General features: G+C 71.0%; 14 protein-coding genes. 6 read left to right on the top strand and 8 right to left on the bottom strand.

Annotated features, from left to right (window positions below):
• Positions 1-111: 111 nt before the first annotated feature.
• Positions 112-660 (bottom strand): cysteine hydrolase family protein, encoded by a 549-nt coding sequence (locus AC0B9F_RS35765; RefSeq protein ID WP_472009675.1) that lies wholly within the window; start codon positions 658-660, stop codon positions 112-114.
• A gap of 82 nt (positions 661-742) precedes the next feature.
• Between AC0B9F_RS35765 and AC0B9F_RS35770 the strand changes: the two genes are divergently transcribed.
• The gene (locus tag AC0B9F_RS35770; RefSeq protein ID WP_472009677.1) at positions 743-1,306 is read left to right on the top strand and encodes a GNAT family N-acetyltransferase; all 564 of its coding nucleotides are present in this window, start codon (positions 743-745) and stop codon (positions 1,304-1,306) included.
• A gap of 67 nt (positions 1,307-1,373) precedes the next feature.
• On the opposite strand, the gene AC0B9F_RS35775 is transcribed toward AC0B9F_RS35770, so the two are convergent.
• From AC0B9F_RS35775 to AC0B9F_RS35805, 7 genes are all read right to left on the bottom strand, one after another.
• Positions 1,374-2,852: a type IV secretory system conjugative DNA transfer family protein gene (locus AC0B9F_RS35775; protein ID WP_472009679.1), complete on the bottom strand. Its 1,479-nt coding sequence runs from the start codon at positions 2,850-2,852 to the stop codon at positions 1,374-1,376.
• Positions 2,853-2,877: 25 nt separating this feature from the next.
• On the bottom strand, positions 2,878-4,293 hold the full coding sequence (locus AC0B9F_RS35780) for an ATP-binding protein (RefSeq protein WP_472009681.1): 1,416 nt from the start codon (positions 4,291-4,293) through the stop codon (positions 2,878-2,880).
• Positions 4,294-4,307: 14 nt separating this feature from the next.
• Positions 4,308-5,864, bottom strand: a complete 1,557-nt coding sequence (locus AC0B9F_RS35785) for an SCO6880 family protein (protein ID WP_472009683.1) — start codon at positions 5,862-5,864, stop codon at positions 4,308-4,310.
• On the bottom strand, positions 5,861-7,207 hold the full coding sequence (locus tag AC0B9F_RS35790; RefSeq protein WP_472009685.1) for a hypothetical protein: 1,347 nt from the start codon (positions 7,205-7,207) through the stop codon (positions 5,861-5,863). Before AC0B9F_RS35790 ends, AC0B9F_RS35785 begins: the two co-directional genes overlap by 4 nt.
• The gene (locus AC0B9F_RS35795) at positions 7,197-8,033 is read right to left on the bottom strand and encodes a DUF8175 domain-containg protein (protein ID WP_472009687.1); all 837 of its coding nucleotides are present in this window, start codon (positions 8,031-8,033) and stop codon (positions 7,197-7,199) included. Before AC0B9F_RS35795 ends, AC0B9F_RS35790 begins: the two co-directional genes overlap by 11 nt.
• A 180-nt stretch (positions 8,034-8,213) precedes the next feature.
• Complete coding sequence (locus AC0B9F_RS35800) at positions 8,214-8,522, bottom strand: hypothetical protein (RefSeq protein ID WP_014673544.1); 309 nt, start codon at positions 8,520-8,522, stop codon at positions 8,214-8,216.
• 375 nt (positions 8,523-8,897) lie between these two features.
• On the bottom strand, positions 8,898-9,500 hold the full coding sequence (locus tag AC0B9F_RS35805; protein ID WP_472009688.1) for a TetR/AcrR family transcriptional regulator: 603 nt from the start codon (positions 9,498-9,500) through the stop codon (positions 8,898-8,900).
• 89 nt (positions 9,501-9,589) lie between these two features.
• Between AC0B9F_RS35805 and AC0B9F_RS35810 the strand changes: the two genes are divergently transcribed.
• The 5 genes from AC0B9F_RS35810 (at position 9,590) to AC0B9F_RS35830 (ending at position 15,369) form a co-directional block, all read left to right on the top strand.
• Positions 9,590-10,501, top strand: coding sequence for an oxidoreductase (locus AC0B9F_RS35810; RefSeq protein ID WP_472009690.1), 912 nt, complete (start codon positions 9,590-9,592; stop codon positions 10,499-10,501).
• Positions 10,502-10,798: 297 nt separating this feature from the next.
• Positions 10,799-11,578, top strand: a complete 780-nt coding sequence (locus AC0B9F_RS35815) for a trypsin-like serine peptidase (RefSeq protein ID WP_472009692.1) — start codon at positions 10,799-10,801, stop codon at positions 11,576-11,578.
• Between the two features lie 78 nt (positions 11,579-11,656).
• A complete protein-coding gene (locus tag AC0B9F_RS35820; protein WP_472009694.1) occupies positions 11,657-13,396 on the top strand; it encodes a serine/threonine-protein kinase in 1,740 nt (579 codons plus the stop codon).
• A gap of 36 nt (positions 13,397-13,432) precedes the next feature.
• Positions 13,433-14,440 (top strand): C40 family peptidase, encoded by a 1,008-nt coding sequence (locus tag AC0B9F_RS35825; protein WP_472009696.1) that lies wholly within the window; start codon positions 13,433-13,435, stop codon positions 14,438-14,440.
• 221 nt (positions 14,441-14,661) lie between these two features.
• Positions 14,662-15,369 carry a phosphatase PAP2 family protein gene (locus AC0B9F_RS35830; RefSeq protein WP_472009698.1) on the top strand — a complete coding sequence of 236 codons (708 nt, stop codon included), beginning with the start codon at positions 14,662-14,664 and terminating at the stop codon, positions 15,367-15,369.
• Positions 15,370-15,412: the final 43 nt, after the last annotated feature.

The following is a 15,412-nucleotide window of genomic DNA, read 5'->3' on the forward strand; positions in this document are numbered from 1 at the left end:
GTACTGCAGGGGGGACCCTGTGGGAGAGTAGGACGCCGCCGAACAATTCTTGAAGAAAACCCCGCACCTTATGGTGCGGGGTTTTCTGCGTTTCCGGCACATCTGGAACCTTCAGAAGGTCAGTTCCTTCGTGGTCGTCGTCCCACCCTTGCGGCCGGGGGCCGAGTGCCACTGCCAGTACAGGTTGGTGTGTGCGATCACCTGCTCCGGGGCCGGCGCCCCGTACTTGGTCAGGTCCTCCGTGGTGTGGGCGTCGGCGACCAGGGTCGCGTCGTAGCCACGGACGATCGCGCCGTGCAGGGTCGATCGGATGCAGACGTCCGTCTGAGCGCCCGTCACCACCAGCCGCCCCACCTTGAGCTCCGCCAGCAGGGCTTCCAGGTCCGTTTCCTCGAAGGAGTCGCCGTACTTCTTGTGGACGAGCGGCTCGTCGTCGCGGCGGACCAGCTCGGGGACGTACTCCCAGCTCTTGCTGCCGTACTCCAGCTCGTCGTCGGAGTGCTGCACCCAGATCACCGGCACTGCGGCTGTGCGGGCCTTCTCCGTGAGGGTGCGGATGTTCGCCACGACGGCGTCCCGGTTGTGGGCCTGGTCCACCACACCGTTCTGGACGTCGATGATGAGCAGTGCGCAATGGGGTCTGTCGGGCAGAGTCGTCATGGGCCTCAGGGTAAGTGCGGGCACTGACAACGGCGGCCGAATAGCAGGTGTGGGGGGAGCAGTCGCTGACTACTGTGGCCGCATGAACTCCCTGACCAGCGACGGCATCGCCATCCGCCCCATACGTGCCGAGGAATGGCAGGCCGTGAAGGAGCTGCGGCTGGCGGCCCTGCGGGACCCGCTCGCGCATCTCGCCTTCCTCGACACCTACGAGCAGGCCGCAGAGCGGTCCGACGCCTACTGGCAGGAGCGGTCGGCCGGTTCGGGTGAAGGCGGCACCGGGGCACGGCAGTTCATCGCGGAGGGCGCTGACGGGCGCTGGGTCGGCTCGGTGACCGTACTCGTCGAGGAGGCCGGGACGACCGACTGGGCCGGGCATCCCGTGAGGCGGCGGCAGGGGCACATCGTCGGCGTCTACGTGCGGCCCGAGCACCGTGGATCCGGGCTGACGAAGGCGCTGTTCGATGCCGCGCTGGAATGGGCGTGGGGGATCGGTCTGGAGCGGGCCCGGCTGATCGTGCACGAGGACAACCAGCGCGCTCAGGCCTTCTACCGTAAGGCCGGGTTCGTGCCGAGCGGGCTGACCGTGCCGCTGCCGGGGGCGCCCGGGCAGGCCGAGCTGGAGTTCGTGCTGGAGCGGGGCTGAGTGCTGGAGCGGGACTGAGTGCTGGAACGGGGCTGAAGGCCGGCCGGCCCGGCCCGCCCCTTGCCGGTCACACCGGCAGTTCGTCGTGGGGCCAGCGGGAGCGGGCCTGTTCGCGGGAGCGGAGCAGGGCCAGGGTCGGCAGGCCCCGATCGGTCCCGCGTGACAGCAGCTCGGGGAGCTGGGGGAGCGGGGCCACGGCGGCGATGTCGTCCAGGACGAGCGTGAATGGTGGGTCGAGCCGACCGGAGGATGACCGTTCGGCCATGCGCCGGCCGTGCTCGACCACGCTCGAGACGAGGGCCGTCAGGAAGGGCATCGCGCCCGGCCGGGTCCTGGGGTCCTCGAGGGATTCGCCCACCACGTAGAGACTGCCCCCTTCGTGAACGAAGGAATCCAAGGCGAGCGCATCAGTTCGGTTGGGTGTGCACGCCTCGCGGATGTTGACCGTGGACAGGGCGGACAGGGCCCGCGTCAGCAGTTCCTGGGCCATGTCACGGCGGTCGGGGTGGGCGGTGAGCGCGGCCTCCAGTTCCCCCGCGGAGCCTGCGGCGGCCTTCGGACTCGTACGGAGGACGCGGACCGCGTCCTGGATCTGCGTGCCCTGGGACCAGCGGTGGACGTGGCGGAGGGTGCGGCCGTCGACGGCGGCGGCGTGCAGGTAGCTGCGCAGAAGGGTTTCCGCGGTGTCGCCGACCGCCTGGTCCAGGCGGGAGGTGGGGCGGACGGGGGTGAGGAGAGCGGTGGCTCTCTCCTTCGCCGTCTGCTTGTCCTCGCAGCCGGTGGTGGGGGACCAGTGGAGGCGGGACGGGGTGTCGCAGAGGTGGGCCGGGTCGTAGAGGTGGGTGGGGCCCAGTTTGGCGCGGGCGTCCTTGGTGTCCTGCCAGACGGCCGGGTTCGAGGTGACGACCAGCAGGGGGCCCTCGGCGTCGCGTACGGCTTGGACGGCCGTGAGCAGGCGGCTTTCCCGGGGGGCGTAGTGCACCGGGCCATCGGGTGTCTCCCAGCCGGTCACCGGTGTGCCGTGGGGGAGGGAGGCGGCGGGTTCGGGCGTCGCTTCCGTCGCCGGCAGCGGTTCCGGCGGCTCCGGTTCCGCCCGGGGCGCGGGGACCTCGTGCACGTCCGGCTGGGCAGGCGGCGCGGGTGACGTGGGCGACGACGCCGCCGCCTCCGTACGCCGTCGCGCTCGTCCCGCCCGCCAGCGGGCCAGGGTGCCCATGACGAAGACGGTCAGGACGAGCAGCACCATCAGCTGGCCGATGAACAGGCCCCAGAACAGGCCGTAGCCGGAGAGTTCGCCGGCCGGGGTGTCGGGCCAGGCGCCGGCGACGTCGTGGGGCCGCCCGATCAGGTGGCGCATGGCCGCCGGCGTGCGGGTGAAGGTGACCGCCGCCGGCCAGGCGCCGTGGGCGAACAGGCCGGCCAGGCCCGTCGCCGTCCAGACCAGCAGGGTCATGCCGAGCAGGAACGCGAGTATGCCGACGAGCAGGCCGTCAGGGATGCCGCCCTGGTTGCCGCGGCGGCCGTCGCGGTCGTCACCCGGTCTCATGGCTGCGCTGCCCTCCCCGCCGTGCCTAGGCCACCGTCGACTCGGACGAGCCGTCCACGTCGGCCAGATGCTCCTCCATGAACGCCGCCGCCCGCTCCTCGGCCTCCAGCTCGGCGGCGCGCAGGGCGTCGTGGTCGAGGGAGGACTCGGTCATCGCGCGGTCGGTGAAGACCAGGGGGCGTTCCGCCTCCGTGACCAGGTGTTTGACCACCTGGACATTGCCGTTGACGTCCCAGACCGCGATACCGGGAGTGAGCGACGGGATGATCTCCACCGCCCAGCGGGGCAGACCCAGGACGCGGCCGGTGGCCCGTGCCTCGTCGGCTTTCTGGGCGTAGATCGTGCGGGTCGAGGCCATCTTCAGGATCGCCGCCGCCTCCTTCGCGGCCGCGCCGTCCACGACGTCGGACAGGTGGTGGACGACCGCGACGAAGGACAGGCCGAGGCGGCGGCCGAACTTCAGCAGGCGCTGGAACAGCTGGGCCACGAACGGGCTGTTGATGATGTGCCAGGCCTCTTCGACCAGGAAGATGCGCTTCTTGCGGTCGGGGCGGATCCAGGTGTGCTCGAGCCACACTCCGACGATGGCCATGAGGATGGGCATGGCGATGGAGTTGCGGTCGATGTGCGAGAGGTCGAAGACGATCAGCGGGGCGTCGAGGTCGATGCCGACGGTGGTCGGTCCGTCGAACATGCCGCGCAGGTCACCGTCGACCAGGCGGTCCAGGACCAGGGCGACGTCCAGGCCCCACGCGCGGACGTCGTCTATGGCGACGTTCATCGCCTCGGCGGACTCCGGCTCGGGGTGGCGCAGCTGCTCGACGATGTCGGACAGGACGGGCTGGCGGTCGACGATCGTCTCGTTGACGTAGGAGTGGGCGACCTTGAGGGCGAAGCCGGCGCGTTCGTCCAGGCCGTGGCCCATCGCGACCTCGATGATGGTGCGGAGCAGCGCCAGCTGGCCCGTCGTCGTGATCGCGGGGTCCAGCGGGTTGAGGCGGATGCCGTGGTCCAGGGCGGCCGTCGGGTCCAGCCGGATCGGCGTTATGCCCAGCTCCTGCGCGACGAGGTTCCACTCGCCGACGCCGTCCTCGCCCTGGGCGTCCAGGACGACGACCTGGCGGTCGCGGAAGCGCAGCTGGCGCAGGACGTACGTCTTCTCCAGGGCCGACTTGCCGTTGCCGGACTCGCCGAGGACCAGCCAGTGCGGAGCGGGGAGCTGCTGGCCGTAGAGCTGGAACGGGTCGTAGATGTAGCCCTTCCCGGAGTAGACCTCGCGGCCGATGATGACGCCGGAGTCGCCGAGGCCGGGGGCGGCGGTCGGCAGGTAGACCGCCTGGGCCTGGCCCGTGGAGGTGCGCACGGGCAGCCGGGTCGTCTCGACCTTCCCGAACAGGAAGGACGTGAAGGCGTCGGTGAGGACGGACAGCGGATCCCGCATCGGCGAATCAGCCCCTACCTTCGGATGCCGGTGGCGAACGGAAGTGTGTTCACGAAGGCGCGGTGGTGCTCGCGGTCGCACCACTCGAGCTTCAGATACGACTTTCCGGCCGAGGCCCTAATGGTGCGCTTGTCGCGGGCGAGTGCCTCCGGGGAGCGGGACGACACGGTGATGTAGCCGACCAGGTTCACTCCGGCGGCGCCGCTGGCGAGGTCCTCGCCGCGCTGGTCGAGCCGGGTGTGGGCGGCGATGTCCCGCGGGTCGACGGTGCGGTTCATCTTGGCGGCGCGGGAGGCCTCGGCGACGTCGTTGGTCTTCTCGGTCAGCATGCGTTCGATGGCGACCTCGGTGGGTTCGAGGTCCATCGTGACGGCGACGGTGCGGATGACGTCGGGGGTGTGGACGAGCAGGGGCGCGAGGAAGTTCACGCCGACCGGGGTCATCGGCCACTCCTTGACCCAGGCGGTGGCGTGGCACCAGGGGGCGCGGGTGGAGGACTCGCGGGTCTTGGCCTGGAGGAAGGTGGGCTCGCGGGCGTCCAGCTCGGCCGGCCAGGCGTTGCGTTTGGTCATCGCCTGGATGTGGTCGATCGGGTGGTCCGGGTCGTACATGGAGTGGATGAGGGAGGCGAGTCTGCCCTGCCCGAGGGGCTGACGGACCCGGATGTCGGCCTCCTGCAGCCGCGAGCAGATGTCGGTCAGTTCGCGGGCCATGACGACGGCGAGGCCGGCGTCGCGGTCGGCCTTGCCGCCGTGGGCGCGGGCGGCGCGGGCCATGGCGTTGGCCTCGGCGGCGAGGTCGCGGGTGTAGTGCATGCACGCGACGAGGTAGGCGCGGTGCTGCTCGCTGGACGTGGACACCATCGACTGCAGTTGCTCGTACGACTGCTGCAGCCACGCCGGCGCCTTGTCGTCGCCGCGCACGGCGACGTCCTTGGCGTGGGCGTCGGGGTCGGCGGGCAGGGTGCGGGCGAGCATCTGCAGCCGGGTGACGAAGCCGTCGCCGTTGGCGACGTGCTTGAGCAGCGTGCCGAAGCGGTCGACGAGGGCTTCCTGGTCCTCGCTGTCGCGCAGGCCGACGCCGGGGCCCTCGATCTCGATGGCGGCGGTGACGGTCCGGCGGTCGGCGTGCAGGAGTACGGCGATCTCGTCGGGGCCGAAGGGGGCGGCGAGCCAGTTGATCCGGCCGATGCCGGGCGGCGGGCCGACCTCGATCTCCTTGCCGTCGAGCCGGGTGCCGGCCTCCACGGCGCCGGAGCGGTAGGCGGTGCCCTGCTTCAGGGTGCGCTTGTAGCTGCGGTTGATCTCGAACCACTTGTAGAACGTGCGTCGCTTGTACGGCACGTAGACCGCGGCCAGCGCGAGCAGCGGGAAGCCCATGAGCAGCACGATGCGCAGGGACAGGACGGGGACGAGGAGCCCGCACATCATGCCGAGGAACGCGCCGATGATGATCAGCGCGAGCTCGCCGGGTTCGCGGTTGCGTCCGACGATGGCGTTCGGCCGGGCGCGGCCGATCAGATATGTACGGCGGGGCGTGACCGGATGGGACACGTGGGACTCGGTCGTCAACGCCCTTCACCTCCCGTGCGGTTGGTACTGCTGTTGCGGGTGTTGCTGGCGTGCGGCGTGTTGACCGGGTTGTTCGCGCGGGGCGGGGGAGCGGCGGAGGGGACAGTTCCGCCGCCACCACCGGTCGAGGTGCGCGCGCTGTGCGCGGCGACGCCTCCGGAGGCGGGGTTGGCCTGGCGGGGGGTGCTGGGCGCGGACCCGGGGGCCTGGCCGCCGTTGCTGTCGGCGCGGGTGCTGTGCGTCTTGATGCCCTGGGCGACGAGGCTCGCCGGGGAGCTGATGACGGCGGCGGCCTTGCTTTCGGCGCCCTGCATGATGCGGTTGTTGCGGGAGTTGACGATCTCGTCGCCGAAGCCGGGGACGAAGCGGTAGATCATCGCCGAGGCGAAGATGGCGAGCAGGATGATCGCGAGGCCGGAGACGACGGCGGAGAACGCGTCGGGGCCGTCGCCGGAGGACAGGGCGCCGGCGAGGCCGAGCACGATGACGATGACCGGTTTGATCAGGATGACGGCGATCATGATGCCGGCCCAGCGGCGGACGTGGCCCCACATGTTCTTGTCGACGAGGCCGGAGTAGACGACGGTGCCGAGCAGGGCACCGACGTAGAGCAGGGCGGCGCGGATGACGAGTTCCAGCCACAGGACGCCGGCGGCGAGGATGCTGACCAGGGAGACGACGATCAGCATGATCGGGCCGCCGCCGATGTTGTCGCCCTTCTTCAGGGCGGCGGAGAAGGTGCCGAAGAAGGTGTCGGCCTGGTTGCCGGTGGTCCTCGCGAGCACGTCGCTGACGCCGTCGGCCGCGGAGACGACGGTGTAGAGGATCAGCGGGGTGAACGCGGAGGCGAGCACGGTGAGCCAGAGGAAGCCGACGGCTTCGGAGACGGCGGTGCTCAGGGGGACGCCGCGGACGGCTCGCTTGGCCACGGCCAGCAGCCACAGCAGGAGCGTGAGGATCGTCGACGCGGCGAAGACGACGGCGTACTGCTGGAGGAACTTCTGGTTGGTGAAGTCGACGTTCGCCGTCTCCTTCACGGCCGCGCTGAGCTTGTCGACGGTCCAGGACGCGGCCTCGGCACAGCCCTTGGCGAGGGAGGAGAGGGGGTCGAGGGTGGCGGTGGGGTCTTGGGTGACGGATCGGCTGCCGCGGGCTGCGCCGTTGCCTTTTTCGCAGTAGTCCTTGGCGGGGCCGACGATGAGGTCACAGTTGCCGTTGGAGGCGGAAGGCGAGGGCGAAGGGGTGGGGGCTGCCAGGGCGCGCGTGGCGAACAGCACGGCTGCCGTCTGTACGGCCGTGAGCGCGGCGGCGACCTTGAGGACGCGGCGTGGGCTACCGGGCATAAGTGAACCCTCCGAACTCCTGGACCGCCTTGGCCATCTCGTCGGCGCTGGACGCCTTGTCGTCACCGGGCACGGGCGCGGGACCGTTCTTCTGCGAGAAGCTGTCGACCTTCCACCCGCCGTCGGACCAGCGCAGCTGCAGCGTCATGGTGAACCAGTCGCTGGTGACGGGGTTGGTCGAGTTCTCACCGGCCAGACCGTAGAGCCCGGTGCACCAGACCTCGGCCGTGGCGGTCGCGTCCGTGTAGCTCGTGACCTTGGTGCCGATCGGCACCGTGCGGGACACGTACGTCTGCCCGGCGGCCGGATTGCCGTTCTCGTCCAGGCCGATGCTGCTCAGGAACTCCTTGGAATAGGTCTGGTCGAACTTGGCCTCGAGGCCTTGCTGCTTGTCGGCGGTGAAGACCTGCTGGACGATCTCCGTGCGTCGGGTGGGCATGAGGATGTCGGCTGAAACCAGCACGACCGCATAGTTCGCGGCAGCGGACTGCACCCCCTGCTGGTCGTGGGGGAAACCCGTGGGGATGCCTGACGTGTTCGTCTGGACCGGCTTCGCTCCCGTCGCCGCCGTCGGGGCCGCCTTGGGTTTGTTGCCCGACGCCGTGCCGGACGACGGGCCGTCACCGCCGCGGTTGGCGAAGGCGATGGCGGCGATGAGGAGGACCACCACCGCGACCACCGTGACCATGCTCCGTGAGGAGGAGCCGCGGCCGGGGCGGCGTGCCCCGCCGTAGGGGTCGCCGGAGCGTTCCGGCAGCCGTGTGCGCGTCTGGCCGCTGCCGCCGTACCCACCGCCGGCCGCGTCGTGCTCGTCCCCGAGACTCATGCCGCGTACGCCCCCTCGACGTCGTTCAAGAACACCTCGTACCGGAACGCGTAGGAGTACGACGGTAGCCGTGCTGGTTCCCGCGCGGGCGCGGTGTGGTGACTCGACATCAGGGAAACGCAACCTCAGCCGGTGGGCACGACAGGTGGGTGGGACGGGAGGGGGGACGGGAGACGCCTGTTACACGGCCATGCCGTACACGATCGTGAACAGCGTGCCGAGCGAACCGATGATGAATACCCCGGTGAGTCCCGCGATGATGAGTCCCTTGCCCTGTTCGGCGCTGAAGGTGTCCCGCAGGGCGGTGGCGCCGATACGCTGTTTGGCGGCGCCCCAGACGGCGATGCCGAGGCAGAGCAGGATGGCGACGGCCATCACCACCTCGATCATCACCTTGGCCTCGTTGCCCAGGCTGCCGAACGGGCCCCAGTCCGGAGCGATCCCGCCGATGATGGTGTTGATGTCTCCCTTGTCGGCCGCAAAGAGCATGTAAGTCACCGCCCCTGTTGGGTAGTTCCGCAGTCCCCTGCGGTGTGCAGAGGTCAGGCCTCATTCTCGCCGACGATGCCGCTGTCGTATGTCGACTTGGCGTCATTCGCTGGCGGGTTTCGTACGAACGGCTTGCGAAGAGTCGTATGGTCACTCTGTGTATCACGGCAGGTCACGCCGGGCAATGAGGCCGGAGCGGAACCAGTCGTGTGGTTCCGTCGTTGCGCCCTCTTGTGACCTGGGCCGTTTCTGACGGCTGATCGGGTGAGCGGTCGTGTGACTGTTCCGAGGGTGAAGGCTATCTCCGGCCGGTGGAAGAGGGCGCGCTGGCCCCGTGTGCGGCCAGCGTGGTGACGGAGCGTCAGGGCCGGAGCGTCAGGGCCGGCGCGGGGTGAGGCCGTGCAGGAGGTGGTGGACGTGGTCGTCCAGGCCGTCGAGGGCCTCCTGTGCGGGGAGTGCGCAGCTCGCGACGAGGGCGGCGAGGCCGTGCAGGCTCGCGGCCATGACCATGGTGATGCGCTCGGGGTCGCCCGCGACGAGTTCGCCGCGCTGCTGTGCGTCGGCGACGAGGTGCGTGAGGGAGCCGATGGAGCGTTCTACGGCGTCGGCGAGCTGGGCGTCCGGGTCGTGTTTGCGGGCGAACATCAGCTCGAGCAGCTCGGGGTTGTCGATGGCGAACCCGAGGTAGGCGCGGGCGAGTGAGGCGAGGCGCTGCGGCAGGGGGTGTCCGGGGGTGTCGGCGCTGTGCAGGGCCCGGATGAGCCGTTCGTAGCCGGTGAGGGCGAGGGCGTCGAGCAGGGCCTGCTTGTCCTTGAAGTGCCGGCCGGGGGCGGCGTGGCTGACGCCGATGTCGCGGGCGAGTTCCCGCAGGGAGAGTGCGCCGGCGCCCTTGTCGCGGAGGGTGCGTTCGGCGCTCTTGAGGAGGGCGGCGCGCAGGTCACCGTGGTGGTAGGGGCGGCTTGCGGGCATGTGGGTCATCGTATCCCGATGTTGCCGGTAGCAGCATTGTTGGCGGTGCCAGCTTTGTTGTCGTTGACAGCATTGTTGGCGCTGTCTACATTGGGTCCATGGCTGACAGGCAGAGCAAGTGGAACGTGTCCGCGATCCCGGATCTGAGCGGGCGTACGGCGGTGGTGACCGGGGCCAACAGCGGCCTCGGCCTCGTGACCGCCGGCGCGCTGGCCGGGGCCGGGGCGCACGTCGTCCTCGCGGTACGGGACGAGGAGCGGGGCCGGGCCGCGGCCGCGGGCGTGCGCGGCAGTACCGAGGTGCGCCGGCTGGACCTGGCCGATCTGGCCTCGGTGAAGGAGTTCGCGGCCGGCTGGGAGGGGCCGCTGGACCTGCTGGTCAACAACGCGGGCGTGATGATGGTGCCGCGGGGCCGGACCAAGGACGGCTTCGAAACCCAGTTCGGCACGAACCACCTGGGCCACTTCGCGCTGACCAACCTGCTGCTGCCGCACCTCACCGACCGCGTGGTGACGGTGTCGTCCGGCGCGCACCGCTGGCCCGGCGCCGCGATCCACTTCGACGACCTGAACCTGGACCGGCGCTACCACCCCCGGCTCGCCTACTCCCAGTCCAAGCTCGCCAACCTGCTCTTCACGCTGGAGCTCCAGCGCCGCCTGTCCGAGGCCGGCTCCCCGGTGCGCGCCCTCGCCGCCCACCCCGGCTACGCGGCGACCAATCTGCAGAGCCACGCGGCGAGCCCGGTGACACGGGCGCTGATGCAGGCCGGCAACCGCTTCTTCGCCCAGGACGACCGGGCCGGCGCCCTGCCGACGCTGTACGCGGCGGTCGAGGACCTGCCCGGCGCGAGCTACGTCGGCCCCGACGGCCTCGGCGAGCTGCGCGGGTCGCCCGCACTGGTGGGCCGCTCGGCCGCGGCGAGCGATCCGCTGGCGGCGCGGCGGTTGTGGACGGTGTCGGAGGAGCTGACGGGGGTGGGGTTGCCGGCGGGGGTCGCCAAGAACGCCTGAGCGCGCTTTTCACCGGGGTGGCGCCGTTCGGGTGTCGCGGCGCGACCCGGCGTCGTAGCGTGGGGCTGCCGTGCCGGGCGGGCCGCATCAGGTGTGCGGGGCCGCCCGCGGGGCATGCGGTGCGGTGTCGGTGCGATGAAGGACGGAGGCAGCCCTGTCATGGCCGTTGTCGTGGTGGGCGTCGCGTTCGGTGTCCTGGTCGAAACGCCCTGAACGCCGCGGTATTCGTGGTGCGGGCAGACGCCGGCGCAGCGCGTCTGACGATTTTCTCACCTTCGTCCGTCACAGTGGTGGCCGATGAAGCGCTCCTCACGCTCCGTGGGCCCCCGCAGACGCGCGCTGTTCTGTGTGCTCGTCCTGCTGGCCGGTGCCTCGTGTTCCGGTGCCGCCGCGCGCGCCTGGCCGCGTGCGCTCGGTGTGACCGTGCATGCCGCGCCCACTCCGCCGAGCGCCCGGATCGGGGCGCTCTTCCACGCCGGTACGACGGACTGGGAAGGCGAGCACTTCTGCACCGCCTCCGTGGTGCACAGTCCGCACCGCGACCTCATCGTCACAGCGGCGCACTGCCTGAGCGGTGACGGCAGCGAGGACGAGGGCGATCTGGTGTTCGTGCCGGGCTACCGGTACGGCAGGGCGCCGTACGGGGCGTGGCCGGTGCAGCGGATGATGCTGCCCGACGGGTGGCAAGAGGGGCACAGCGAGGACAGCGACGTGGCCTTCGCGGTGCTGGCGCCGCGGGGCGGCAAGCACATCGAGGACGTCGTCGGCGCCAACCGGTTCGTCACCGGTACGGCGCCCGGGGCGGCCGCGGTCACGGTCACCGGGTATCCCGACGACCAGGAGTCGCCGGTGGTGTGCACCAACAAGGCGACCCGGCACAGCAGCACCCAGCAGCGGATCACCTGTCCCGGATTCAGCAGCGGCACCAGCGGTAGCCCCTGGGTCAGCGGGGACGGTCTGGTCGTGGGGGTGCTGGGCGGCCTCGAGGGCGGCGGTGACACGGACGACGTCTCCTACAGCGTGGTGCTGGGGACGGAGGCGGCGGAGGCGTACCGGGACGCGGTGGGACTCGGCTGAACGGCCCGGCCCGGCCGCGGAGCTGAGCGCCCGTCATACCCGCCTGCGCGGCGATGATCTTTGTGGCAGGGTCGGTCCGTGCACGCACTCAAGGCTCACGATCCCGCGCACATAGGCGCGTACACACTGCTCGCGCGGCTCGGTGCGGGCGGGATGGGGCAGGTCTACCTCGGGCGGTCGCCCGGTGGGCGGCTGGTGGCGATCAAGGTGATCCGCGAGGAGATCACCGACCATCCCGAGGCCCTCGCCCGCTTCCGCCGCGAGGTGGAGACGGTCCGCGCGGTACACAGCGCGTACACGGCGAACCTGATCGACGCCTCGCTGGACGCGTCGCCGTTGTGGCTGGCCACGGAGTACGTCGCGGGACCGACGCTGGCTCAGGCGGTGGCCGCGCACGGGCCCGTCCCGCCCGGCAGCGCGCCACGGCTGCTCGCCGCGCTGGCCGAGGCGCTGGCGAGCGTGCACGCGTACGGCGTGACGCACCGCGACCTCAAGCCGCAGAACGTGATCCTCTCCCCGCAGGGCCCGCTGCTCATCGACTTCGGCATCGCGCGGGGCGCGGCCGACACGGCGCTCACCCACACCGGTCTGACCCCCGGTACGCCCGGCTACACCGCGCCGGAGGTGCTGACGCACGACCGGGTGGGCGCGGAGGCGGACGTCTTCGCGCTCGGGGCCACGGTCGCCCACGCGGTGACCGGGCGGGCCCCCTTCGGCGGCGGCGCCGGGCACGCCGTCTCCTACCGCGTGGTGCACGAGGACATCGACCTCGTGGGCGTCGAGCCGGCCCTGGCCGCGCTCATCGAGGAGTGCGTCGCCAAGGACCCGGCCCGCCGTCCCGCCCTGGACGCGGTCATCGCGCGCTGCGCGGTGAGCTCCGCGCTGACCGAGGACCCGTACTACGCGCGGCTGGCCGGGCAGGGTGAGGCGGCCCCGCGGGACCTTCCCGCCGCGGTGGCGGCCGGGCTGGTCCCGCCCGGCCACGGGGCGCGGCCGGACGCGTCCCGGCCGACCGTGGGCCCGGGCTACGTCCCCACCCTCGCGCCGGCCGCGCCGCCGGCAGCCACGCGGCGGTCCCGCTCCCGCCGTACCGCGTGGATCGTGACGCTGGCCGTCGCCGTGGTGGTGGGGTCGGGGACCGCCGTGGCCCTGCGCACGCTGAACGGGCAGGAGCAGCAGGAGCAGCGGGACCAGCAGGGGCGGCAGGCGCAGCGCGGCGGCGCGGCGCCCTCCGCGAGCCCGGTCGCGCAGGCGAAACCGCCCGCGTACATCGAGAACAACCGGATCTCGCGCGACTACTGGCGTCTGTCGGACGATCCGGACGAGGCCGCGCACGGCATCGGGCAGTGCGCGATGGTCGGGGCGGTCAGCCCGCCCGGTGAGCTGCAGACGAGCGTGGACGACGTGGCTGACGGGGCGTCCGCCACCGTCCGGACCAAGGCGAAGATCTCCTTCCGCTTCAAGGAGGCGAAGCTCCTGAGCAAGCTGCCCGCCCCCTACTACGTCTCCGTCGGCGTGAAACCGCCCCATGAGATCGACCCCGACACGGGAAAGCCGTACGAGGACGCGCTCATGGAGAGCAAGAACATCGGCTACACGAGCAAGCCGGTGGACATCTACCGGGCCGGGGACGACGTCGGCTTCATCGACCTGACCTATCCCGACGACTTCCGCAGCCACTTCCCGGGCAGGTCCGACAACGCCATCCCGGTCACCAACGACCCCGGTGACTGGACCGTGGTGCTCTATCACGTCAAAAGCGGCCCCGCCGACTACGAGAGCTTCGGTTGCACCGGATTCCGGGTGGGAAGCTCCTAAACTGGCGCGGGCGGACTCCCGGTCGGTGAGGGGCGGTTGACGGTGCGTAGGACGTGGCTCTGGGCGGGTGGGGCCGCCGCGGCGGGAGTGAGCTTCGTGCTGCTGCTCGTCGTCGGGGTGTACGTCGTCGCCGGCAACATCATGAACGGCGTCGGCGGAGCCGGCCGGGCCCTGGCGAAGGGCGCGGTGCCCGCCGCGTACCAGGCCCTCGTACAGAAGTGGGGCAATCTGTGCCCCGCGCTCAGCCCGGCGCTGCTCGCCGCCCAGCTCTACCAGGAGAGCGGGTTCAACCCCGCGGCCAGGAGCCCGGCGAAGGCGCTCGGGATAGCGCAGTTCATCCCCGGCACCTGGGCGACGCACGGCATCGACGGCGACGGCGACGGCGACCGCGACATCTGGGACCCGAATGACGCGATTCCGTCGGCCGCCTCCTACGACTGCGAACTCTCCACGTACGTCAAGGACGTCCCCGGCGACGCCACGCACAACATGCTCGCCGCCTACAACGCGGGCGCGTACGCGGTCATCAAGTACGGAGGCGTGCCGCCGTACCGGGAGACCCAGAACTACGTGAAGACGATCACCACGCTGCAGGTCAGCTTCGCCGCGCCCGTGGGCCGGGTCGACCCGTCCAGGCAGGCCGCGGGCGCCATCGACTTCGCGCAGAAGAAGCTCGGCACGCCCTATCTGTGGGGTGGCGAGGGCACGCCTGAGCAGGGCGGACGGTTCGACTGCTCGGGCCTGACGCAGGCCGCCTACCAGACCGTCGGCATCACCCTGCCGCGGGTGGCCAACGACCAGTACAACGCGGGGCCGCACCCCAGGCGGGACGAACTGCTGCCGGGGGACCTGGTGTTCTTCTCCCACGATCCGGTCGACTCGCGGCAGATCCACCACGTGGGCATCTACGTCGGCGGCGGGTACATGATCGACGCGCCGCGCACCGGGGCCGTCATCCGGTTCGATCCGATCGACACGGGCGACTACTTCGGGGCCACCCGGGTCACCCAAGATGGCGCGAAAGCGCTCCCCACCTCGGTGTGAACCCTCCGTGAACCCACCCCCTGAGCTGCGGCGATGAGTCTCTCTTCGATAACGTCTGAGTGATCATTCGGTGGAGTGTGGAACGTATCAACGGGGACCGTGCGTTCCTGTTGACGTAGTCGAGCGCACGTCTGACGTAAGCGGGTCTACAAACCACGGGGGTGGGCAGCAGCGGCGCACGCGAGGTGCGCCCGGGACAACGACGAAGGGGCCGCAGCACGATGGCTGGACTCGCCGAATCCGGGTCGAACCCCGACGTCGACCTGCTCTACGACATCAACGGCCTCGCCAAGGACGCTCCGCACTGGTTCGACCGGGCCATGGAGTTCGTCGGCGAGTACGGGCTGCTGCTCGCCATGGTCCTGCTGGTGCTGTGGTGCTGGTGGTCCGTGCGGCGCCGGGGCGGCGAGGACGCCGCGCCTTCCGTGGCCGCGCTGGTGTGGGCGCCGCTCGCGGCCGGCATCGCCGTCCTCGTCAACGTCCCCATCCGCGGCTTCGTGCAGCGGCCGCGGCCCTTCAACGACCATCAGGGCCTGGACGTCCTGGTCTCCGGCAAGAACGACTTCTCCTTCGTCAGCGACCACGCCACCCTCACCATGGCGATGGGCGTCGCCCTGTTCGTCGCCAACCGCCGCTTCGGGCTCGTCGGCATCGCACTCGCGCTCCTCGAGGGCTTCTGCCGCGTCTTCATGGGCGTGCACTACCCGACCGACGTCATCGGCGGCTTCGCCCTCGGCACGGCCGTGGCGCTGCTGCTGTCGCCGCTCGCCACGGCCCTGCTGACGCCGGTGGCGAAGGCCGTGGAGCGGTCGGGGGCCGGATGGCTGATCCGCTCCCGGCGGCTGCCGGCCGGCGAGCAGGAGGCGCTGATCCCGAACGCGCGGTCCGGGCAGCAGTCCGGCAGCGAGGAACGGGACCTGGCCGCCTGAGCGGCCGCCGGGCCCTCGCAGGGCCTGAGGCGAGCCCCTGCAG

Source organism: Streptomyces sp. NPDC097129 (genome assembly GCF_055668065.1).